This is a genomic window from Marinococcus sp. PL1-022 (genome assembly GCF_033845285.1).
Taxonomy (GTDB): Bacteria; Bacillota; Bacilli; order Bacillales; family Marinococcaceae; genus Marinococcus.
This window is the reverse complement of sequence record NZ_JAWXCX010000001.1, coordinates 1,289,819-1,311,444: the sequence shown is the minus strand read 5'-3', so window position 1 is coordinate 1,311,444 and position 21,626 is coordinate 1,289,819. Positions and strand designations below refer to the sequence as shown.

22 protein-coding genes are annotated in these 21,626 nt (G+C 45.1%); 9 read left to right on the top strand and 13 right to left on the bottom strand.

What is annotated here, in order from left to right; translation table 11 throughout:
- Positions 1–52: 52 nt before the first annotated feature.
- On the bottom strand, positions 53–463 hold the full coding sequence (locus SIC45_RS06615; RefSeq protein ID WP_319631513.1) for a hypothetical protein: 411 nt from the start codon (positions 461–463) through the stop codon (positions 53–55).
- A 360-nt stretch (positions 464–823) separates the two neighbouring features.
- Between SIC45_RS06615 and SIC45_RS06610 the strand changes: the two genes are divergently transcribed.
- Complete coding sequence (locus SIC45_RS06610) at positions 824–1,501, top strand: DUF421 domain-containing protein (RefSeq protein ID WP_319631512.1); 678 nt, start codon at positions 824–826, stop codon at positions 1,499–1,501.
- A 673-nt stretch (positions 1,502–2,174) separates the two neighbouring features.
- On the opposite strand, the gene SIC45_RS06605 is transcribed toward SIC45_RS06610, so the two are convergent.
- The 3 genes from SIC45_RS06605 to SIC45_RS06595 form a co-directional block, all read right to left on the bottom strand.
- Complete coding sequence (locus SIC45_RS06605; protein ID WP_319631511.1) at positions 2,175–2,348, bottom strand: hypothetical protein; 174 nt, start codon at positions 2,346–2,348, stop codon at positions 2,175–2,177.
- 336 nt (positions 2,349–2,684) lie between these two features.
- The gene (locus SIC45_RS06600) at positions 2,685–2,936 is read right to left on the bottom strand and encodes a hypothetical protein (RefSeq protein ID WP_319631510.1); all 252 of its coding nucleotides are present in this window, start codon (positions 2,934–2,936) and stop codon (positions 2,685–2,687) included.
- A 285-nt stretch (positions 2,937–3,221) separates the two neighbouring features.
- Entirely contained in the window at positions 3,222–4,268 is a 1,047-nt protein-coding gene (locus SIC45_RS06595; protein WP_319631509.1) for a GGDEF domain-containing protein, read from the bottom strand.
- A gap of 328 nt (positions 4,269–4,596) precedes the next feature.
- Here SIC45_RS06595 and SIC45_RS06590 point away from each other — a divergent pair, with 328 nt between their 5' ends.
- The 3 genes from SIC45_RS06590 (at position 4,597) to SIC45_RS06580 (ending at position 6,826) form a co-directional block, all read left to right on the top strand.
- Entirely contained in the window at positions 4,597–5,466 is an 870-nt protein-coding gene (locus SIC45_RS06590) for an ABC transporter permease subunit (protein WP_319631508.1), read from the top strand.
- Positions 5,463–6,377, top strand: coding sequence for an ABC transporter permease subunit (locus SIC45_RS06585; protein WP_319631507.1), 915 nt, complete (start codon positions 5,463–5,465; stop codon positions 6,375–6,377). The genes SIC45_RS06590 and SIC45_RS06585 overlap by 4 nt, the downstream gene beginning before the upstream one ends.
- Before the next feature lie 170 nt (positions 6,378–6,547).
- Positions 6,548–6,826, top strand: coding sequence for a hypothetical protein (locus SIC45_RS06580; protein WP_319631506.1), 279 nt, complete (start codon positions 6,548–6,550; stop codon positions 6,824–6,826).
- A 302-nt stretch (positions 6,827–7,128) separates the two neighbouring features.
- On the opposite strand, the gene SIC45_RS06575 is transcribed toward SIC45_RS06580, so the two are convergent.
- Entirely contained in the window at positions 7,129–7,677 is a 549-nt protein-coding gene (locus tag SIC45_RS06575) for a dihydrofolate reductase family protein (RefSeq protein ID WP_319631505.1), read from the bottom strand.
- Positions 7,678–7,857: 180 nt separating this feature from the next.
- On the opposite strand from SIC45_RS06575, the gene SIC45_RS06570 reads away from it, so the two are divergent.
- Together SIC45_RS06570 and SIC45_RS06565 are read left to right on the top strand one after the other, a co-directional pair.
- Positions 7,858–8,421: a DNA-3-methyladenine glycosylase I gene (locus SIC45_RS06570; RefSeq protein WP_319631504.1), complete on the top strand. Its 564-nt coding sequence runs from the start codon at positions 7,858–7,860 to the stop codon at positions 8,419–8,421.
- Between the two features lie 208 nt (positions 8,422–8,629).
- Positions 8,630–9,442: a hypothetical protein gene (locus SIC45_RS06565; RefSeq protein ID WP_319631503.1), complete on the top strand. Its 813-nt coding sequence runs from the start codon at positions 8,630–8,632 to the stop codon at positions 9,440–9,442.
- An 82-nt stretch (positions 9,443–9,524) separates the two neighbouring features.
- On the opposite strand, the gene SIC45_RS06560 is transcribed toward SIC45_RS06565, so the two are convergent.
- The gene (locus SIC45_RS06560) at positions 9,525–10,574 is read right to left on the bottom strand and encodes a homocysteine S-methyltransferase family protein (protein ID WP_319631502.1); all 1,050 of its coding nucleotides are present in this window, start codon (positions 10,572–10,574) and stop codon (positions 9,525–9,527) included.
- A 188-nt stretch (positions 10,575–10,762) separates the two neighbouring features.
- Between SIC45_RS06560 and SIC45_RS06555 the strand changes: the two genes are divergently transcribed.
- Positions 10,763–11,263: a hypothetical protein gene (locus tag SIC45_RS06555; protein WP_319631501.1), complete on the top strand. Its 501-nt coding sequence runs from the start codon at positions 10,763–10,765 to the stop codon at positions 11,261–11,263.
- A 56-nt stretch (positions 11,264–11,319) separates the two neighbouring features.
- On the opposite strand, the gene SIC45_RS06550 is transcribed toward SIC45_RS06555, so the two are convergent.
- From SIC45_RS06550 to SIC45_RS06520, 7 genes are all read right to left on the bottom strand, one after another.
- Positions 11,320–13,044, bottom strand: coding sequence for a bifunctional diguanylate cyclase/phosphodiesterase (locus SIC45_RS06550; RefSeq protein WP_319631500.1), 1,725 nt, complete (start codon positions 13,042–13,044; stop codon positions 11,320–11,322).
- 316 nt (positions 13,045–13,360) lie between these two features.
- Entirely contained in the window at positions 13,361–14,167 is an 807-nt protein-coding gene (locus SIC45_RS06545) for a PTS system mannose/fructose/sorbose family transporter subunit IID (RefSeq protein WP_319631499.1), read from the bottom strand.
- On the bottom strand, positions 14,168–14,962 hold the full coding sequence (locus SIC45_RS06540; RefSeq protein ID WP_319631498.1) for a PTS sugar transporter subunit IIC: 795 nt from the start codon (positions 14,960–14,962) through the stop codon (positions 14,168–14,170). It lies immediately after the preceding gene.
- 14 nt (positions 14,963–14,976) lie between these two features.
- Positions 14,977–15,459, bottom strand: a complete 483-nt coding sequence (locus SIC45_RS06535) for a PTS sugar transporter subunit IIB (RefSeq protein ID WP_319631497.1) — start codon at positions 15,457–15,459, stop codon at positions 14,977–14,979.
- Between the two features lie 19 nt (positions 15,460–15,478).
- Positions 15,479–15,859, bottom strand: a complete 381-nt coding sequence (locus SIC45_RS06530; protein WP_319631496.1) for a hypothetical protein — start codon at positions 15,857–15,859, stop codon at positions 15,479–15,481.
- Positions 15,860–15,879: 20 nt separating this feature from the next.
- A complete protein-coding gene (locus SIC45_RS06525) occupies positions 15,880–17,628 on the bottom strand; it encodes a class I mannose-6-phosphate isomerase (RefSeq protein ID WP_319631495.1) in 1,749 nt (582 codons plus the stop codon).
- A gap of 105 nt (positions 17,629–17,733) precedes the next feature.
- Positions 17,734–18,483, bottom strand: coding sequence for a GntR family transcriptional regulator (locus SIC45_RS06520; protein WP_319631494.1), 750 nt, complete (start codon positions 18,481–18,483; stop codon positions 17,734–17,736).
- A 175-nt stretch (positions 18,484–18,658) separates the two neighbouring features.
- Here SIC45_RS06520 and SIC45_RS06515 point away from each other — a divergent pair, with 175 nt between their 5' ends.
- Both SIC45_RS06515 and SIC45_RS06510 read left to right on the top strand, forming a co-directional pair.
- Positions 18,659–19,714 (top strand): HD-GYP domain-containing protein, encoded by a 1,056-nt coding sequence (locus SIC45_RS06515; protein ID WP_319631493.1) that lies wholly within the window; start codon positions 18,659–18,661, stop codon positions 19,712–19,714.
- Between the two features lie 238 nt (positions 19,715–19,952).
- Complete coding sequence (locus SIC45_RS06510) at positions 19,953–21,446, top strand: peptide MFS transporter (protein WP_319631492.1); 1,494 nt, start codon at positions 19,953–19,955, stop codon at positions 21,444–21,446.
- Positions 21,447–21,626: the final 180 nt, after the last annotated feature.

Below are 21,626 nucleotides of genomic sequence, written 5' to 3'. Positions count from 1 at the left end.
TGAGAAGCCAACATTCTTCTGTTTGTTACGTTACCGCCATTTATCAAAACTTTTATATCCCCCACCATTGCTTACCCATCATGAAAAGCACAAACCATACCAAAAAACCTCCTGAGAGCCACCAGTCATACCAATAATCATCTTTATTACTGCTCACCTTTTTCCATAAATACGTTCCAATCAGGAGGTACAACAAAAATAAGGGAAGGGTAATGAACAGGAAGACCAAATGGCCCGAGGTTCGTTCCAGATTCATGAGTGGAACCAAAAGAAAAACGATAATGAGGACAAACCACATTGTGATTTTTTGATGAGTATCGTTCGCATAGTCTTGTGGACGATCCTCTCCATTACGCTTCCTATACCATCGCTTTGTCAGAGTCATTGTCAGGGCCAATCCACTCGATATTAGCAATAAATTTGCGAACAGTTCTACGAGAAACCATAGTTGTTCATTCATCATGAGCTTTCCCTTCTATTTTTGTTCTCTTGTCACGATACCATCCAATAAAGAATCGGCTTCTCAGAGTATATTTATCCAGAATGTATCTCTTTCGAGCCTTAGCCTCCAAACGATGAATGATTCGAAGAGGGATTTTTAATAATTACCTCTATATTGTTGAAAAATTTGCGATAAGCCATGAAAAATGAAAAGATGGATCAGCCCTCTTCGTGTGAAATGCATATTAACATTAACGAGTACGTGCCAAATCCTTCCCCCAGAAACCATACATCAATATTTGTGTCGGGGTAGCGGCCTTCGTATGAGTATTTTCACGTTCTAGCAGGCTCAATCTGAAGTTATAGAAAGGAAAGACAGCTTATGTTTATGTCTATTATGATCTCCATTGGCATTGGGCTGATCGGAATCATTGTGATTACCCGTCTGCTGGGCAAAAAGCAGCTGGCTCAAGTGACCCCGTTGGATTTTGTCTACGTTTTAGTACTTGGGGGCATCGTCGAACAGGGGTTATACAACACTGATGTCCACTGGTTTCATATGGTATTTACCTTTGTCCTTTGGGGCCTCGTCATTTATGCGCTAGAAACATTAACGCAAAAGTTTGACGGATTCCGCTGGTTTATCAAAGGAGCAAACACGGTGCTGATGCAGGATGGGCAGGTCTATCACCACAATCTCAAGAAAAATAAGCTGGAACTGGAACAGCTTCGCATGCTGCTGCGCACCCAGGGGATTTTTTCTTTTCGTGATGTCGAATATGCGATTCTGGAAACCAGCGGCACAGTCAGTGTTTTGGAAAAGGCCGATGCAGGCCCTTCCTCCACGAACGATAATCCGGAAACACCAGCACGAAATGAACCTTCTTTTTTGCTCGTGGAAAATGGAGCCATGCATCTATCCAATCTTCAGGCCTCGGGCTGGGATGCCCCGCGCCTAAAAGAAGCATTGCATCACCTCGGCTACCAGCTGAATGACCTTTATTTTGCAGAATGGACCAGCAAAGACGGCTTTTTTGTACAAACAAGACAAGAAACGTAATTGTCCGTCCCACGTTTACACCGGAGCAAAAAAAGAAATACGTTGACCAGGAGCAAAGATGATAAGCTTTGCTCTTTCATGCCACACGTGTTCCTCATGAGCGCTCATGAGGAAGGCGATACATATAAATCAAATCATGAAAGCCTGATTTTTCGTAATTCTCTTAAAAGTAATAAATAATATTATCCCCTATGTCTAAAATTATTTATAAAAAAAGCATTCATTTGGAATAATAAAGAAACAACCATTATTTTTAACGCCAAAATTCCTAAAGCAGCCATGCTTTCCCAAAAGATTGATTACACTTCAACACCTATGGACTCGGCGGAAAAAACACATAGTACATACCAATAAAAGGACTGGCCATAAAAATGAGACCAAAAATATACACTAGAAGGTTCCAGTCCCCCGTTTTTATACTGTAAGCCAGAAAAACTATCGTATAGAGTGCAAGTACAACATATAAGCTGCCTTTAATGAATGTTTTTATATGCATATTTTCCCTGGCTCCTTACATATCTTAAAACAATCAGATAACGTACAAATAAACTTCTATTCTTCATATTCCTCAACCTTCGTGCGTACTACCAACGTAAATACTCCTGTTTTAAAATATTCATTTTCATGCAGATAATCAATGCTGTTTTCCTATTCAGCCTTCATACTTCTTCTTTCATGTCTTCTTCTGACTAAAGATTTCATGTCCCAAAAATGTGGCGGCCACACCTGCAACCACAGCTATACTCAATAGAATTACAAAAGGCGGCGATGCCCAGACATCGAGAGAAAATACAGTTAAACAGACCACCAAGGCAACAACCAGGCCCAATAAACGTTCAGATTTCATCCAAAAACCCTCCTAAATGACCTATCCATCAACAAGCTTTCCGGTATTCAACTCAGATTTCAAGCTTCCATAAATTTTTTCCGTTTTTTATAACGAACGATTCTTAAAACACTTCCTATAACAATGACCGCGCTCAGTATTCTGTACATGATAGTGCTCCGCCCATCAAAGAAAGGAAAAAAAGTACTTCCAAATACACATAAACCAAACACTATTAATACAATGCTGAAAATATACATAAAGGCTTTCATGGCTAACACACCTGCAATTTAAATATTATTTGATGAAAATGCATATAAAACACAGTATCAGAGTTTTCTCTGTGCATTCTTGCGGTTAAATTTCTAAATCATTTCCGCCTCTTGAAAGCAGTTCGTTAGCCACCCAATGAAAAAGCTGTTCAATAAATTCATTATGATAGCCGAAAACGGCAGAAACGAAACCATAAACGACGAAAATGGCCAGTACAATAAGAAAAAAAGTACCAATAGGTATTTTATCGAATTTTTGCTCCTTTTTTCGGGGCTGCAGTGGGTCTTCGAGACGTTGCTTGCGATCCTGATACGTATTCGGTCCCCATCTCCTCAAGAGAATCACCCTTTTCCTGTATCTATCTGAATTGAATTTCTACAATTGCCTCACGTGAACCATATACAAAGCTGGCAGGCGGTATGCCTATCCGCACGGCTGCTTTTTATGCCTTGATATAGGCTTGGAGCATTCAGTCCTTTCCTTAAATATTTTCCCATATTATGTAATAAATGCAAATGAATTAATTTTTCCTTAATCTTTCTTGCAGGGCTTTGTAAATTTCACTTTATGTAGAACCAGAACTACAGCACAGGGCTTACCTTCAATCGAAAAAGGACTGTCCTAATTTTGGACAGTCCTTTTTCGATTTTGTGCCTCCGGATTCATCGTAAATGAGGCTTTGGATTGCTTCTGCTGATACATATGAGCATCAGCCCGCCGGTACAGCTCTTGAAAATCGCAATGCTTCGGTGTTATCCGGGCCAGCCCCAGCGCCGCTGTTACCGGCATCTGCATAGTCTGGCCGACACACTGGGCCAACTGCCACACGGTGTCCACCGCCTCGGCTTCGCTCATGTGAGAGGGAAGATAAATCATAAACTCGTCCCCGCCAATGCGGGCGGCAGATGACTCCGGGGGCAGTGATGCCTGCAGCTCTTCCGCCATTGCCATCAATACCTGATCCCCGCATTCATGACCGTACGTATCGTTCATGGTTTTAAAATTATTCAGGTCAATTATGCCGATCCAGCCGTCTGTCGGCGCCTTCTGCTTCCACCAGGCCAGCCATCCGGACCGATTGGCCATGCCTGTCAAATCGTCGGTATGAGCCTGCTCCTGCCAGTGAGTAATCCATATCCTGTGCCGGTGCACAGCTACTGCCGCCAGGCAGCCAAAAGCGAGCGTCAGCCCGTGAATGGCTACTACGCCCCCGGCTTCAAGCATCTCGACGCGGCTCATGGACATACTCAAGCTAGCCACGAGGGTCGCTGCAAACACCGTGCCACCCGCCACATTCAGGCGCCATGAGGCTGACAGGGCACTTAACACCCATAACACCTGTCCGTAATGCACCAGTGGACTATTAACCACCCCGCCAGTAGCTATGACAGCTCCCGCCCACCAGCCCATACTGCCTATCATGTAGAATGTTAAGAGCATGGACTGTTGGCGTCGAAAACCACGTCGAATCAAATAAAGCCCGGCGCTTATAAACATTAGCCATGCTATAAGAACCGGCCACGGAAAATCCACCACTACAATACTGTCGAAGAATAAAACACCTACAAACAGCAGATAGAGAGTATATAAAACAGCTCTCTCCCGTTCAGTCAATAAAAAACGAAATATATATTCAAACCCCGGTGCTTCCCACGACGACTTACGCATACGCTGCCTGAAGGCTTCCGGGAGACATGATGTATTTCAAAAAATTTATATTATTTTTTGAAAGCAAAAAGCATTTATCGCAAATGGCTGGCATTATGCATTCCTCCCGAACATCATATACTCTTTATATCGTCCACCCTTATGGATTTTTCACCCCGTCTGTGTATTACGGCGTTTCTTTTGGTAGGATTTTCGTTCATTTTTTCCGCATTCAATAGCTTCAGACATTATTTGACAAAAAACCTCTCCCTGGCCATGATAGATACTACAATAAATGAATACTCGTTACATAAAGGAGTCACTTTAAAGTGTTTGAGGAGTGTTAATGATGGTCTATCAAATTTTCGGCAGGGAATTACTGCGGGTGCTATATTTGTTTTTAGGTATCGGCCTGGTTAGTTTTCTTCCTTTATTTTTTAGTGCTCAGGGAATCATTTGGCCTTCTTCCCGTAAATGGGCAGAGGCTTTGCACCCACTCACCAATCTTCAGCATCTTACCTACGTTCATCCGGATTCTGGGATTGAACGTGATCTTTTCCCCTTTATTTTCAAACCTTTTACGTTGTCCATCACCGTATTTATTTCGGCCTGGGCACTGGCGGTTGGAAGCTCATTTCTGCTGGCCCTGGGCCTCCAGTACGTTTCTCATCGAGGGAAAAAGGCGATTGATGCAGGCCTTGCTTTTTTACAAAGCATCCCGGATGTCATCTTTATTCTTGCCGCCCAAATGCTGGTCATCTGGCTGTCTCAAACATTTCATTTTACCCTTCTGAGCTTCACAGGAGCGGGGGACTCCACGGCGATTGTCCTGCCCGTACTTATTTTAGCAATCGTTCCGACAATATACTTGGTGCACGCCCTGATGGAATCAATTGAAAATGAAACTGCTGAACTATATGTAGAATTCGCTCGCAGCAAGGGACATTCTAAAGGTCCCCTTCTTTGGAGGCATATCCTTCGGAATACACTTTTATCGGTCGCCTACCGGTCAAAATACGTCGTCAGTATGCTTGTTAGTAATTTATTAATCGTGGAATATTTGTTTGAAAACGCCGGAATGACGCAGTTCCTGTTTTCCTTCACGCAGCCATCAGTATTTCTGGTGACAGCTGTTCTCTTTTTTCTGCCTATTTATCTATTGTTGAAAGTCGTCGAAGGAAGTACGTATTTAATAACAAATCAGAGCGTGCATCTATGAAACAGCTCCTACGGAAACCACTGCTGCTGCTCAGCTTTCTTTTCCTCGGTGGTACACTGACTGCAAGCTTTATTCACTCTGTCTTTTTCGATTCGCACATCCCCCGGACGCCATTTGTCACTGATGATACCGGTACGCTGCAGGGGCCTCCGTTTGCGCCTTTTGACCACTCCATACTCGGAACGGATTCGTCGGGCAATCATCTTTTGTTTTACATGCTTCAGGGCGCAAAGTATACAATGCTTGGAACGCTTGCTATCACTATTATTTGCATGATCATTGCTTTTGGGCTCGGGGCCTGGATGGGTCAGCTGAAGCGTTACCGGCGGGTACATAAAGCCATCGAACAGATCCTTATGATTTTTTACTTTGTGCCAGCCGCATTGATCATTTATCAGGCGCTGTTCCCACTACTGTGGGAGTCGCCCGACGGGTTTGCTACGTCACTGCTCTATAGGCTCATCGTCGAATCCATATTCATCAGCCTGGTGCTCGTACCTGCGCCTGCTATTCTTATTGCCAACGAAGCCTCCGTCATTAATCAACGGGAATTTGCCGTAGCTGCCCGTCTAATGGGGGCATCCTCCTGGCAGGTATTTTGGAAGCATATTTTTCCCAGTCTCCGCGTCTCTCTGTTTACGCTGGGGTTCGCCACTGCTATTCAGGTTATCCTGATTATGACTCACCTCGGCATATTCAATCTCTTTTACGGCGGTACCGAGATTGAATATGGAATGGGCGGCGGTCCCCCCACCCCCGTAGTTTATGATTGGGGATCGCTTGTTGGCATGTATCAATACACTCTGCAGCTGAGCAGCGCTTACTGGCTTGTGCTCATCCCGTTGATTGGCATGAGCCTGTTTATCCTTGCCCTCAGCTGTATGATTAAAGAAACAAAGAAAATAATGTAATGAAAGCATTCCGCCTATAATTTTCATCAATTTCTCATTTTCTTATTAAAAAATACTCATCTCACGGCATTATAATGAAAATAGAGCAACAAACGGGAGTGACCAAACCATTCCTGACACGCAACAAGAATTCTCACAAACAAGGATAAATCACTCAAGGAGGCACTTTTATGAAGTGGAAACTCGAAGAAGCGTTTCACCGCTTAAACAAACACGCCGGCGAAGAGGTATCTACGTTCTTAATTCAGGGCGAGCCGGCATTTTTATATCTGAATGCCAAAGAAGAACAAAAACTGCATGATGTATTCCATTTTCTTCGCGAAGAAAACTTTGTGCATTTCGACTCTGTGGACGATTCCTCCCGTCGCGGACTCCAGGCCCACGTTGTTCTTGAAGCCATCCCCCTGCCGCGATTGATGCAGGTACGGGAAGAGATAGAGTCTTCGTAGCATATACGTTTGTCAGCAACATTGAAGCGGTGGATGAAATATCAGTAAAAGGAACGAGCCAACTTAATGGTTCGTCCCTTTTTTATTATGTTTCATTTTTTATTTTATAGCGTCTATATTTATTTCATTGTGTTTTAAAAGCTTTTTTCCAAAAGTAATTAACGATTTTCTCCAGACAGTGTTCCTGCATGTTTATATTTTTAAATGTAAGCTGGCTTACATTATTTTTTCAAACGCGGTCTGGCACAAAAATAAAAGCCCTCCCGCTGTAAAAGCAGAAGAACTTCATCTAAACCTTTTCCCTATTCCTTAAGGACCCTATACCAGATTTCCACCTGCTGGGCGGTCTCAATAGTCCGCAGCTTCTCGAGGTGAATTTCAAGATCCTCCAGGTGCTCAAACAGCCGCAGTCCCTTGCCGAGTATGATGGGCGCAAACGCGACCTGCAGCTCGTCCGCGAGCTTTGCCTTTAACAGCTGCTGGCCAACGTCCGCCCCGAGCACCACAACATCTTTTTCTCCGGCTGCTTCTCTGGCCTGCTGGACCGCGCTTTCAATGCCGTCCGTCACGAAGGTGATTGTAAGGTTTTCATTTTCCTTCGGGTGATTGGGCGGCGGACGGTGCGTCAGCACAAACAACGGCACCTGAAATTCGTAATCATCCGCGTAGGCATCCGGATCCGGACTTTCATCAAAGCTGTTCCGGCCCATTACCACAGCTCCTGTATTGGCCATCGCCGCTTCAATCGCTTCATTCGGCTCAAAGCTGGCATAAAGCTTCCCCATCTTTCCGTGCCGGTCATTAACGTACCCATCCAGCGATAAAATCATGCCCAGACATACCTTTGCCACGATCTTCCCTCCGTTTCTTTTTTATTCTTTTCTCCTTTGCCCTCCTGGAATCCTTTTAAATCATTCATATAAAAGCTGAAATAATACATTCGTCGAATGACACAATTTTTAATATGACACGCAGTTGTCCTATTTTGCATGGTACAGTAGGTTCAACAGAAGGAAAGGAGAGCATAGTCGATGGAACAATGTTTATGGCCCCAGGGCAGTGAGCTTTTGCAAGCGTATCATGATGAAGAATGGTGCAGACCCGCCCGGGATGACCGGTACATTTTCGAGATGCTTACGTTGGAGGGGGCACAGGCCGGCCTATCGTGGAATATTGTATTGGCGAAACGACAGGCTTACCAATCTGCCTTTAACAACTTTGAGATCGAATATTGCGCCGGCCTCACGGACGCGGATTTGGAAGCAATCAAAGAGAATTATCAAGTCATCAAGCATTTTTCGAAGCTTCAATCGGTTCGCTCCAATGCGGAGGCGGTACTGAAAATACAAAGGGAATTCGGAAGCTTCGCCGACTTTCTGTGGAGCTATGTGGATTTTAAACCGATTATCAATAACTGGACAGCCGACACGGAAATTCCTGCCCAGTCCTCTTTATCCGTCCGAATCAGTAAGAATCTTAAAAAAAGAGGCTTCAAATTCATGGGCCCGGTCATTACCTATTCCTTTCTGCAGGCGGTTGGCATGGTCGATGATCATATTATCTCCTGCAGCTTTCACACGCTCAATACTAACTGAAAAATTGTTGGGAGTGAGCCGCCAGTATATCGTTTTACTACTAGCTCTAAGGGGAAATCACAAAATATACAAGGCAGCAATGGATGGATACTACAGCCGATCCATAAGCCAGGAAAAGAGGACAATACTTTTTCTGGCTTTTTCTTTGTTTATGGAAAAAATTTCAACCCGGTCTTTGGCTACTCCCATTTAGAAAGAAGGGAACCCTTTGAAAAAACCACGACTGATGTATTTTCTGTCAGGAACCCTGCTTGCAGCTTTCCTTTTTGGCTGTACGAGCGAAAAAGAAACTCCCCAGGCCTCAAATGCCCAGGGAGCTTCCATTGAGGATGAAGATGACCTGCCCGAGAAGGATGTAGAAGAAAAGCCCGTTTCCCAGCCGGAGCCTCAAAGGGAAAATATGTCTTCTCCTACACCCTCAGAACTGGACGTTGAAAAAATAAGGAAGGAGCTTCTGATGAACGATAAGTGGATTAAGCTGCCTTCACATTTCCCCGGTCAGCAGAACAGGCAGATCCAGGGATCGGTGGCTTCCAACAATTCAGCCACCTACAGCATCCAGTATCACACCAGTACCGGAGAGCCTTTAGCGCACGTGACTGCTGCTCGGTACAGAGATTTGCAGGAAGCCTCCAGTGAAATCGAGGATTTTCAGGAAGGAAAAACCGTTGACCCCTCCGCTCCAAGAGTAGAACCCTTTGAGAACGGCTTATCCGGACACATGAAAGACAGCGCAGACCAGTATCGCTACAGCGGTCAGCAAAATCAATGGCTGGTGAGCCTTTCTTCTTCATCTTCGAGGAATCTCGATCAGACAGCCGTGATCCGTCAAATGACGGAATACCTGAAGCATCACCCACTTCCTGCTTCTGCTGACCAGGGAGTCGTCGATATTTATTACGCTCCGTCCAGTGAGGATGTCACTGTGGACATCCGCTGGCAGGAAGGAAAAACCGTTTATGCGGTTCGGACCAGTCTCCCACCAATAGAATCCTTACAGATCGCAAATTCCATGAAATAAAAAGTTCCCGCCGTTTATTTAAATGCCTCCCTTAAACAAAAGAAGCCCTCCTGCATATACAGCGGGAGAGCTTCTTTCTTACTTATGCTTTTGTGCGGTAGCTTGTATTGTGGTCCTGAAGGGTTTCGTCCTGGCCGAACAGGAAGTGCTTTTCCATGTTCGGGGAGTATTCTGAGCTTATTGTCTGCAGGCCAGCGGCTTCAGCTACCGACCGCAGCATAGCCGGAGAGGCTCCGCAGCACAAACCGATATAGTTCACGCCGCCGTCTGTCGCTTCCTTCGCCCATTCCGCCAGTTCATACCGGTTATGGTAAAGCGGCTCCAGTGCGGTAGGAAACGTTGTTTCCAGAGGAGTATGGCAGCTGCATCCGGAATCAGGTAAATTAAAAAAGGTAGGATGGCTCTCTGTGGTCCGGTAAGGAACAGGAAGAGCCGCCACATATCCATCGACCGATTCCCGGATTTTTTCCATGTACGGCTGCATCGTATTCGGGCCGCGGAAGCAGTTCATGCCGACCACGAGCGCCCCGCTCTCAGATAAAATGCGGCAGGAATCCTCCACTGTATAGCCGTCCCGCAGAATGTTTTCGCCCATTAGTCCGAGGGTAACAACCGCTGGCAGTCCCTGCTTTTGAATTTCCTCGAGGGCAATCAGCGCTTCTTCGTGATAATAAAAGGTTTCGCCCTTAATGTAGTCGACGCCTTCCTCACTGCACCAGCCAATCATTTCGGCAAACATCTGGCGGACAGCGGTTTTGGAATCCTCATCGTCCGGATTGAAAATATTTGTGTTGGAAATATTGCCTGCAACGAGCGCCTCTTCCTCCGGATGCTCCTGGGCGACTTCCTTTGCCAGCCGGATTGCCTGCCGGTTTAACGGCTCGAGCAGATCTTCTTTTCCGATAATGCGCATTTTTTCCCGGTGGGCGTTATACGTGAACGCCAGTATGACATCCGAACCGGCACGCATATAATCCCGGTACGTCTGCTTTAAGGCCTCGGGGTTTTCCAGTGCCACTTCCGGCACAAACGTGCCTGCCTGTAAATAGCCCCGACGCTCCAATTCAAATAAGTATCCTTCTCCTGCGATAACCGGCCCTGCCTCTAAACGCTCCTGTAAACTTCGCTTCATTCATTCTCCACCCTTTTCTATGCCTATTAAATATTCCTAACTGCTCTCCCTCTGGCAACCGCTTTTTTTGTATTTTCAGTCATTAATACGAAAACCACGTCCGTATATTCCAAAGAGTTGCATCTAATATACGCAGGCCGCTTTTTTCATGTCAACCGAATATGCGAAAGTTTTATAATTTCTGATAAATGTTTATTTTTGGAGAACAGATATTAGCACTTGAAATTCAAAGTTTCTCGCGCAGGCAAAAGCTTTTTTACGAAAAATCATTTTATATCAGGCATCGACCTTATCTCAATATCAAGCTCTCTTCGCTTGATACGGAGGTGATCTCTGAGCTCATTCATAACGGGAAGGCACAAACGATTTTTAATCAAAAAAAAGCCCTGCTTAAGCAGGCCAACCGCATTTATGATTCGTATTTTCCGGTCGGGCAGGCTCAGGGCAATCCGCTCAGTTACTTTCGGTGGCTGCCCCTTTCCTCCAGGGCCCCTGGGCGCGAGGTCGAGGAGGATATTAAACGAAAGCAGGTGCATGTGCTGCATTCCGACCGTTTTATTAGCGGAGGACAATCGTCAGAGCAAAAGTACCTTCGCCTCTCCCTTTCGGCCACCCATTCATTTGAAGAACTGACTGAAGGACTGCGAAGGCTTAACCATTATTTTCAGACAGGCGGCGGCAGCAATTAAATGACAAACTTAAAAAGCTGCCCATTTCATCTTTTTTGATTTATGCCGTCTTCACTCTACAGCGCTGGCAGCTCATCCGGGGAGACGGGCCGGTGGTAGTAGTATCCCTGACCCCAATAGTTATCGTACTGCTGGTAAAAGGCATGCTGTTCGGCGGTTTCAATGCCTTCCACAATACAGTGCATTCCCAGGGAATAAGCCAGCTCCAGTAGGGCGCTGACGATTTTTTTATTAGCCGGCGACGTCAATGGACGGCTTAACTGCCGGTCAATTTTTAAAATGTCGATTGGAAACTTGTGCAGCAGGTGAAATGACGCGTAGCCGACCCCAAAATCATCAATTGCAATGCGAATCCCGCGGCTCCGGAGCGTCTGCAGGTTATTCATCACGTGGGCATGGTCCTCAAGCAGCAGCGTTTCAGTGATCTCAAGCACGAGCCGGTCCGCCGGAAAGGCGACCTCGGCCACAATAGCCAGCACCTGTTCTGCAAAATCAGCCTCACGCAGCTGCAGGGGCGAAATATTAACAGCCAGATCTATAGGCTCATGCTGTGCTCCGTATGCAAGCATGTCGATACACCCCTGCCGGATAACCCATTTTCCTATGGCGTGGATGTGACCGTAGGCTTCAGCAATCGGAATCCAGATATTTGGCGCGAGCCAGCCGTAGGACGGATGGTTCCAGCGCACAAGAGCTTCCACTCCCTGCATGCTGCGGTCGGCGAGATGCACCTGCGGCTGATACTGCAGACACAGCTGCTGATACAGACCGTCGTGGTTCAAATCATTGCGCAGCCGGAATTCCCGTTCACTGACAAGCAGGGCTTCATCGCTGTCCACCATGTGTTCTCCAGCAGGCAGCTGCTTCGCCCGCTTCATGCGTTTCCGGGCGGTTTCGAGGCATTGCTCGAAATGGGTATCTTCCTTGGGATAATAAGAAATGCCCATGTTAATCTGCACATACTGGTCCCGGTCCTTCATCCGAAACGGAGTACTGTGGATATGATGCAGGAATCGGCTGGCCAGTGTGCGGGCACGGTGCTCCGGATGCTCATCCTCTGCACAGGGAAGCATCACAACAAACGTATCCGGCTCGATCCGGGATGGAACTGCCTTCGCCGAGAATTCTTCCTGCAGCACCTGCGCAAACGTCCGCAGCAGCTGGTCTCCCTGCTCGCACCCATTCTGCTGATTGATCCACTGGAAATCATTGATTGATATGACAAATAACAAAATTCCGGCGTCACGGGCGGCCATCTCCTGAAACATGGGTGGCAATACATTTGCGTGGTATTGATGCGTGAGCCCGTCGCGCACCTGACCCTGCTCCATGCGAATCACTCCGCTGACCATGCGCGCCAGACTCCCCACCCACTTCTCCTCCCGGTCGGTGAATGAGTAGGGCTCATCACTGATCAGGCATAAGCTGCCCATAGTGCTCCCATCCGGATGAGTAACCGCGGCTCCTAAAAAGCTGCCGGTTCCACATTGAAGTGTGAATGGGTGGCTCCTGGTGTCTGCATGAGCGGTCAAGTCGGGAATAGCTACCACCTTGGCTGTAGCGGCTGCAGCCAACCGGCAGAGCGATTGTTGAAAAGGTTCCGTGTAGCCCTCCGGAATAGCAAGGCCGACCTGATCATCTACCTGCTGAATCGTATTCGTGACCCCGTCATGGGTGGCAAAAAATACCGAGTGACGGGGGAAGACCTGAGCGATATCGCGCAACAGATCACTTAGAACGTGATGCAGCTGCGTATAATACGGTACATCGGTGTGTAGCATTGCATTGCCCCTTCCATTCAATTAAATAGGTCCTTTTTCTTACATATATTGTATACCTTAAATAAATAATTTTACTACTCTTATTGTGAAAATATTTTTATCAGCCTAAGTTTTTATGCCCAAAACTCGTTTTGCATACCATATACATGGCTCAAACCTGCATTGAGAAATTATCCGGTCAGGCTTCGATGTCCAGAAAATTATCGTAGTCGCCACCAGATTTTCTACCCGACAAAAACAAGCATTCCGGCCCCTTGGCAGCGAAATGCTTGTGGCAGAACTATTAAAACAAATTTTGGGAAATAAACTTTCAATGCTAGAATATACCCAGCAGTACACCGACCACTGATATGCCGATTAATATTAATAATATTTTCGTAGCAGAAATCCGCCTTTTTGAAATCAGATACCAGCTAAAAATGACAGCCAGCAGCCCTAAAAAGCCGGGAAAAAAGCTGTCTAAAGTTTCCTGCAGTACAAGGCTTTCTTCTCCATTAGGTATCTCAAGGGGCGTACTTAGACTGACAAAAGAAGCGGCAAGACCCCCGATGACGATAATTCCCAATATATTAAAAGCATCTCTTAGCCTTTCAGATCCTTCCCCTACAATCGTATCTATGGAACTAACTCCCAGCTGGTACCCTCTCATATACAGGAAATAAGAAAGGCCCGCGGCAATTGTAACGTAGCCCACCATATACAATAGTACCCCTAAAGGATTGCCGCCAGCAGATATAGCCATAGCTATGGAAAGCAGCACCGGGATCAGAATACCCTGTATTGTAGAATCCCCAATACCCGAAAGGGGACCCATCATACTAGTTTTCACACTGACAAAGACTTCATCATCTATTTCCTTGCCATTTGCTTTTTCCTCTTCCATTGAAGCTGTTATGCCGTTGATAACGCTTCCAACTTGAGGTTCTACATTATAAAAAACGGAATGTCTCTCTAAAGCTTTTCTATGTTCCTCTGGATCATTTTTATAAAGCTTTTTTGCAATCGGTATCATTGAATGGGCAAAGCCGTGAGCTTCAAGTTTTTCAAAGCTCATGGACGATAAATGAAACATTGCCCAATTTAACCATGATTTACGTAAATCTTTCTTTTCTAATTTAGGCATTTATATCACCTCGTCATCAGAATTAGGAGCAGGCGTGAAATTATTAGTGGCCAAATAAATAATATAGGCGATCAGCAAGGCAAAGACCGTTAGCGATATCATACTGTCTGATAGAAAAACTATGAACACAAAGCCGGTAACAAAAAAGATAAAATGGGTTTTTTCCCTGATTAAAAGATTCATTAATAATGCTATCCCAAGCGCAGGCAGCAGTCCGCCTAAAACATCCATCATGTGAGTGACTTTATCTGGTACAAAGTTAAGAAAAGAGGTTACAAATCCTTCTCCTAAATATACCGCCAGCCCGACAGGCAGGACCCGTAGTAAAAAGTTAACTATTTGAGGATAAATGCCGTTGTTATTAATAATACCTCTGGCACTTCCTTGTTTGGCTGCCTTCTCCGCTCTGCGATTCCAGCCTGAGTTTAACACCATCATTAAATTGTGAAGAAACAGACCGAGAACTCCAATACCTACAGCTAAAGTTACTGTGACACCACTCGATGCCCCGGCAAGAATTCCCAACGCGATGCCTCCATAAGCTGCGTACGTAATTTCCTGGTTTTGCGTGCCGCCGGTGGAAATCGTAGCGATAAAGGCAGCCTGAACCGCTACGCCGAGAATAATTCCCGTAGTCACATCTCCAAGAATAAGACCGACAATTAAACCCGCCACCAGCGGTCTCCCGATAGTGTAATAACCTCCAGTAACCCCCAGTAGCCAGGGAGAAGATACTGAACCAAGATAGCAGAATATACCTATCAATAACGCTTGAATCATTAATACAACATCCATGCCCTCACACCCTTTTATTGATTACGAATCTTCTCCCAAGTATAAGCACTCTCTTCAGGAACCAGCTGGAAGGAAATGCCGACCCCTTCGTTTAATAAATAATCAAATGCTACCCGTTCATCCGGCGTTATAGCAACATTTCTCCCAATGTTTTCTGCTCCTTCGCGCGCACTTATCGGGCCCACATTCACTTCTTCGCCGAAATCTGCTCCCTTTTCTTTAAGTTTTTTCAGCATTATAGGCGATTTCACAATAACAAAATAACTGTTTTGAGCGTTTTTAGCTTTATTTATTTTCTCCACGCCTTCTTCTAAAGAATAAATACCGACTTTTATTGACTTTGGCACTGCATTACTGAAAATCTTTTTTTGCATGGGATCCTCCGCTATCTGGTCATCAATAACCAAAATACCGTGGCAGTCCTTCCATCTCGTCCACCGGGCTATGATTTGCCCGTGGATCACCCTGTCATCGATTCTTACAAAGCTGATTGGCATTTTAAGTTACCTCCTTAAATTATTTATCAATTGCTTCTTTTCCATTATCGATGGCTTTTGTCGTAATTTCTTCTAAATCCCCGTTCTGGAGAAGCAGAGACGTTTCTATTACCATCGGCAAATTCACCCCAGCTACCACTTTGACTTTGTTTTCGTGAACAAAAGACTGCTTTAACGAAACGTTATATGGCGTCCCTCCCTTTAAATCACTAAGTATTAAGATGCCCTGGTACTTCTTTAGAAGGTCTTCAATAAGCTCTTCCACCGAGGTGGTATATGAATCAATTCCTTCGACCAGAGATACAGGATATATGTGCTCAGACTCCCCTGCTATCATCTCGAAGGAATCCTTCAATCCGTAGGCCAAACTTCCATGTGTTGCCAGCACCATTGCTATCATAGCCAGCCCTCCTTATGTTTTCAGATTCTAACGCTCGCCTTAACAGTTACAATTGTTTTGCCTTCAGCCTCCCCGTATGGGCGAATAGTATATTCCTTCACTGAGCATGGAATGATGAAGGTTTCCGCATAATGGACGACAAACGGCGTAAAGGCGTTGTCGGGACTTTCCACAACAGCTTCTTCTCCTTCTACAAGATTTAATACGTTTACGCTGCCTCCAGTGTGGTGATGAACCTTCTTTGAAAACCAGTGTCTCCTGGTTTCAATAAACTCTCTCTCATGTAATCCGGTTCTCTCCTCTATCCAGCCGTCACCTGAATCTATTTGTTCCACTTGATTTATAAGATTTTTTTCTACCCATTCCGTATTTCTCTCCCATTGAATAACTTCTTTTCCATGCTCAAGATGTACCGGCCTTGGCAGCCCGTCTAAACCCAGCCTTCCCCAGTCCCACAGCTTAAAAGTGAATATATAGGGCGTAGCACTGATTTCTAAAACCATAGAATTGGCTCCGGAGCAATGAATAGTACCCGCGGGAATCAGAAAATGGTCATGCTTTTTTGCGGGATACTTGTTAATGTATTTATCATCGGGAAAGTCTTTGTGCCCGTCGTTTGCCTCGTATAGATCCTCCAGCATTTCTTCTTTGTTAACCTTATTTTTTGTTCCTAAATAAACTACAGCGTCCTCTTTGGCATCCAGCAGGTAATAGCTTTCATCCTGAGTGTAATGCATGCCAAAATGCTCCTGAATGTATTCAGTAATAGGATGAACCTGAAGGCTCAAATTTTGTCCCCCCATGGTATCCAGAAGATCAAACCGGATAGGAAACTCATCTCCAAATCTGGCATGAACCCCTTCTCCCAGCAATTCGCGCGGATGCTGAAACACTATATTCATCGATGGGATGGAGACCCGAACATCCCCGTAGGCCAGCTGCACACTGTTTTCTTCAGGAACGCCGTCAAAGCTCCATGCATAATTTTCCTCGGATTCATTCAAACCAAATTGTTCCTTCATCCACTGCCCTCCCCAAATCCCGGGAGCGAAATAAGGAACTAAACGAAACGGCTGCTGCGTTGCCTGCTTCATACCGACCCGAAAATTTTCCGCTGTTATCATTTTCGGGATCATTTTCAAATTAGTATCCAGTAAAAAATCTATGCTGCCAAAAAGTTTTTTCTTATGTTTATCCGCCACCCTCCATTCTACAAAATAGCCCCTTTTATACTTTCTTAACAGCTCTTCATCGCTATTATCAGCTTTCCAGTTGGATAAGCCTTCTTCACTAAATCTTCTCTGTATTTCCCACCTGGTTAAGTCGGCATAAATCAGCACATCGGGCTCGCAGACCAGCCGGGCGCCCACGCCATAAACGATCACAAGACCCTCCTGTATATTTTTAATATCATCCCGGACTTTTAAGATGGCTTCACCGCTAAAGAAATCCTGCAGCTGATGACTGCTTTGAAGTCCAAATACACGATCATCTGTAAGATTTTTCTCAATGAGCTGCTGTATGGCATCTTCCTTCAAGGCCAATTCATCCGAATGCACTATTTTCGAAGCTTTTAATGGAAAGATAAGGCTTTGTTCCAATTCTTCATAATTGACTCCTGGATAGCATTCGATTGTTAGAACTGATTTCTCCTTTCCGCTCTTAGTAACCGCTTTCAAAATTGCTTTGTGAATATTTTCGTACCCTTCCCATGCGCCGTCAGCTTTATTACTAACCACAATCTCCGGACTCACATTATAGTTTTTCATCTGCTTTTCTCCTTCTTTATCCCTCAATAAAGATTAATGTCATATTGTTATAACAATAAGGTTAAATATAAATTATCATAATGTTATAACAATAGCAATCTTTTTTTATTTGCCCTTCGTTAATTCTATATAGTACCGGTAATCTTCTCCTACATAAAAGCATTCGGTATATTCAATAAAAGTATAATTCTCGTTTCTTGCCTGCCGAACTCTTTTTAAAACCGGGGTTTCCTGAGAAATATTTAATGCGCCAGTCACTTCTTCATCAGGAATAATTGCTTCTAAATACTCCTGAATGTTTTCCAGAACAATCCATTTTTCATTTAATAGTTCGTAAAAAGAACCATAGTAATCTTCAGGGTTTAAAGAAAATTCTTCTTTATACTGCCAATAGGTTTTAAAATAAGCCGGATGCCTATTTTCACTGCCCCGCACTCGAATAAGCTCTACTACTTCGTCCCCTACTCTTATATTGAGTTTGTCAGCGAGCTTTTCTGTGGCCTTAATTTTTTGAAGTGAGACCTGATAGGTTTTAGCTGTTTGCCCCAGCTCATTTAATTCATACGTATAACTCTTAATATAGGTATAATAATCCTTATCAACACTGCGTTCCTTGTAATCAAGCACAAAGGTGCCCCTTGCTCTTTTACGGATTAAAAATTTCTCCCACACTAATTCATTAATAGCGTCCCGAACGGTGGTTCTGCTGACCTGGTATTGTTCACACAGGTCCAATTCAGACGTAATTTTATCCCCCGGTACCCAGTGTCCCTCTTCAATTTTACCCTTCAGATCATTTTTCACTTGAATATATAAAGGAGGAGCATCTTTATTTAAATTTAACGGCTGATTCATCTAATAACTCCTTTTTAAAATATCATTATAATGTTATGTCAATATGATAACCTAATTTTTTCATTTAATAAACAAAATAAAAATTGCCGAGGAAAAATATGTATTAACTATGTCTTTTTGTAGTACTTTTGTGCTATAAATGAATATATACTATCCATTAGAAAGAAGGGATTGGATGACCAGACTTTTTGATATACAGCCGGGCGATGTTCTGACTAAAGACGTGCTGCGTAAAAATACAGTGGTATTGCGGCGTGGAACGGTACTTACCCCCCGGCTGGTTGAGAAATTAAAGCACTGGCGTATCGAAGAAGTGACAATTACGGGTGAAACCCGGGACGCTTCTCCGGAGCCCAAAGCCCCGCCGGCAAAAGAACCTTTTTCAGAGGAAGAATTATTCCGTATTAAGGGTAATTTCTTTCAGGGTATCGCCGGGATCGGAAACGAATACCGGCTTGGGTTTGCCTTAAATGATCTTGATACCCTGCACTGGCTCGAAGCCTTATTTGTATCGTTACATGAGCATCCAGCCATGATTACCCTACTGGAAAAAATTCAGGCGGTGGACGATTATACATATCAGCATTCATTCGACACCTTTGTGCTTGGAAGCTTAATAGCCGCCAAGTCCGGTATAACGGAACTTCAGGATGTGGCAGCCGGGTTTTTACTGCATGATATTGGTAAAACCAAAATTCCTTCAGCTATTCTGGATAAACCCCGTGCTCTCACTTCCCAGGAGATGACATTCGTAAAGCTTCATACGCTCTATGGCTATCAGATCCTGACAGATTATGGGTTCCCCGAAGAGGTTGCCATGCTGGCGCAGAGCCACCATGAACGACTTGACGGCAGCGGCTATCCCTGGGAGCTTTCAGCCCTTCATATTCCCAAAGCTGTCCGGATACTAAGTGTCGTGGATGTCTATTCGGCCCTGTCCCTCGACCGTCCGTACCGGCCGGCGATGCCTTCGCATCAAGCCATTGAAATATTGTTTGAAGAGCAGCACGGACTCGAACTGGAGCTTATAAAAATGCTGTGTGAAATTCTGGAGATTTATCCGGTGGGAGCCACCGTAAGCCTGACAGATAAAAGCATCGCAAAGGTCGTGCGTGTGGACAGCAAAATTCCTACCTTTCCTCTGTTGAAAGACGCCCAATCCAAGCACGTATTCACCATGCCCACCAACCGGTCACTCAAGGTGGATACCATGCTGCAGCATGAATCCTAATCTATTACTTTAAGCCCGGAAAACAAAAAAACGTAGTATTTATTTTTTCTAAAGCAGTCGTTAAAACCAGGAGCGAACCCGCCCCTGGTTTTTTTATTTTTCAGGGTTGCATTTTTTATAGGAAAGTTTGAGAATGGAAACGGCTTACATATATTAGCTGGACTATTCAGGGGAAAGCAAGTCATTTTTCAAAAGGTATTACACCTTCCCCCTGCCATCATCAAGGAGAGATTAAATCATGAATGGGAAAAGCAAGCAGGAGATTTTGGACAGTGTCCCTCAAAAGGGTTTTTTAGGCCATCCTAAAGGGCTGTTCACATTATTTTTCACGGAGTTTTGGGAACGGTTCTCCTACTACGGAATGCGGGCCATTCTGTTATTTTACATGTATAACGAAGTTTCTAACGGGGGCCTGGGCCTGGACGAAGGAACAGCAGCTTCGATCATGGCCATCTACGGGTCGCTCGTTTACATGTCAGGGATTATTGGCGGCTGGATTGCCGACCGGCTGCTTGGCAGCACAGGCACCGTTTTTTACGGGGGCATCCTCATTATGCTCGGGCACGTAGCCCTTTCCTTCCCCGGAGGCGTGCAGGCATTATTTGTCAGCATGTTTCTGATCGTTATCGGGACCGGGCTGTTGAAGCCGAACGTTTCGAGCGTGGTTGGAGATTTATACAGCGAAACAGACAACCGGAGAGATTCCGGCTTCAGTATCTTTTACATGGGTATTAATCTGGGTGCGTTTATCGCCCCGTTAATTGTCGGCACCGTCGGCCAGAGCTACAATTTCCATCTTGGATTTGGTATTGCCGCTGTGGGAATGCTCGCGGGGCTGATCGTATTTATTGTCACCAAAAAGAAATACCTTGGGCTCGCCGGAACCAATGTTCCGAACCCGTTATCCAAAGCGGAGAGAAAAACCGTCGCCGGCCGCCTGGGCATTGGCATCATTATTCTTGGCCTGCTCGGTGCCGCTTCAAGCTACCTCGGCATTTTGACCATTGATAGCTTTATCTTTCTTATCAGTATTCTCGGGGTGGTTATTCCTACGATATACTTTATCGTAATGTATAAAAGCCCGAAGACTACGGCGACAGAGCAGTCCCGGCTGCTCGCCTACATTCCTTTGTTTGTGGCTGCAATGATGTTTTGGGCCATTCAGGAGCAGGGGTCAGTGATTCTTGCACGCTATGCCGATCAGCGGACAGAGCTCAGCTCCTTTGGCATTGAACTGCAGTCTTCCTGGTTTCAGTCGCTCAACCCGCTGTTTATCATCTTTCTTGCACCGCTGTTTGCCTGGCTCTGGCTGAAATGGGGCGACCGCCAGCCTTCCACTCCTAAAAAATTCGCCTTCGGCTTATTTTTTGCCGGACTGTCATTTTTAGTCATGATTGTTCCTGCCGTCATCAATGGCACGTCGTCTCTCGTCAGCCCATGGTGGCTCGTGCTCAGCTTTTTCCTTGTCGTTCTCGGGGAGCTCTGTTTATCTCCCGTCGGCCTTTCATCCACCACAAAGCTCGCGCCAGTTGCCTTCTCTGCCCAGACGATGAGCCTGTGGTTTTTAACAAATGCCTCCGCGCAGGCGATTAACGCGCAAATTGTGAAGTTTTACTCCCCCGACTCGGAGATCGTTTATTTCGGAGTGATCGGAGGCGCTTCTATTCTATTGGGCGCCCTTCTCTTAGCTCTGTCTCCGCTGATTCAGCGATTGATGCGGGGCGTTAATTAATAAAAATAGCAAGCAGACGCGCCTACTTCTGAGCTTGGTTCGTCTGCTTTTTTAATACAGTCACGGGATTATAATTCACTGATTTTTCCTTTTATACCCTTCTTTGACCGCTGTCTTTCCCATATAATGGAGAGATATTGGTATATGTATTTTCAGCTCTGGCAATAAAATTTTAAAAAG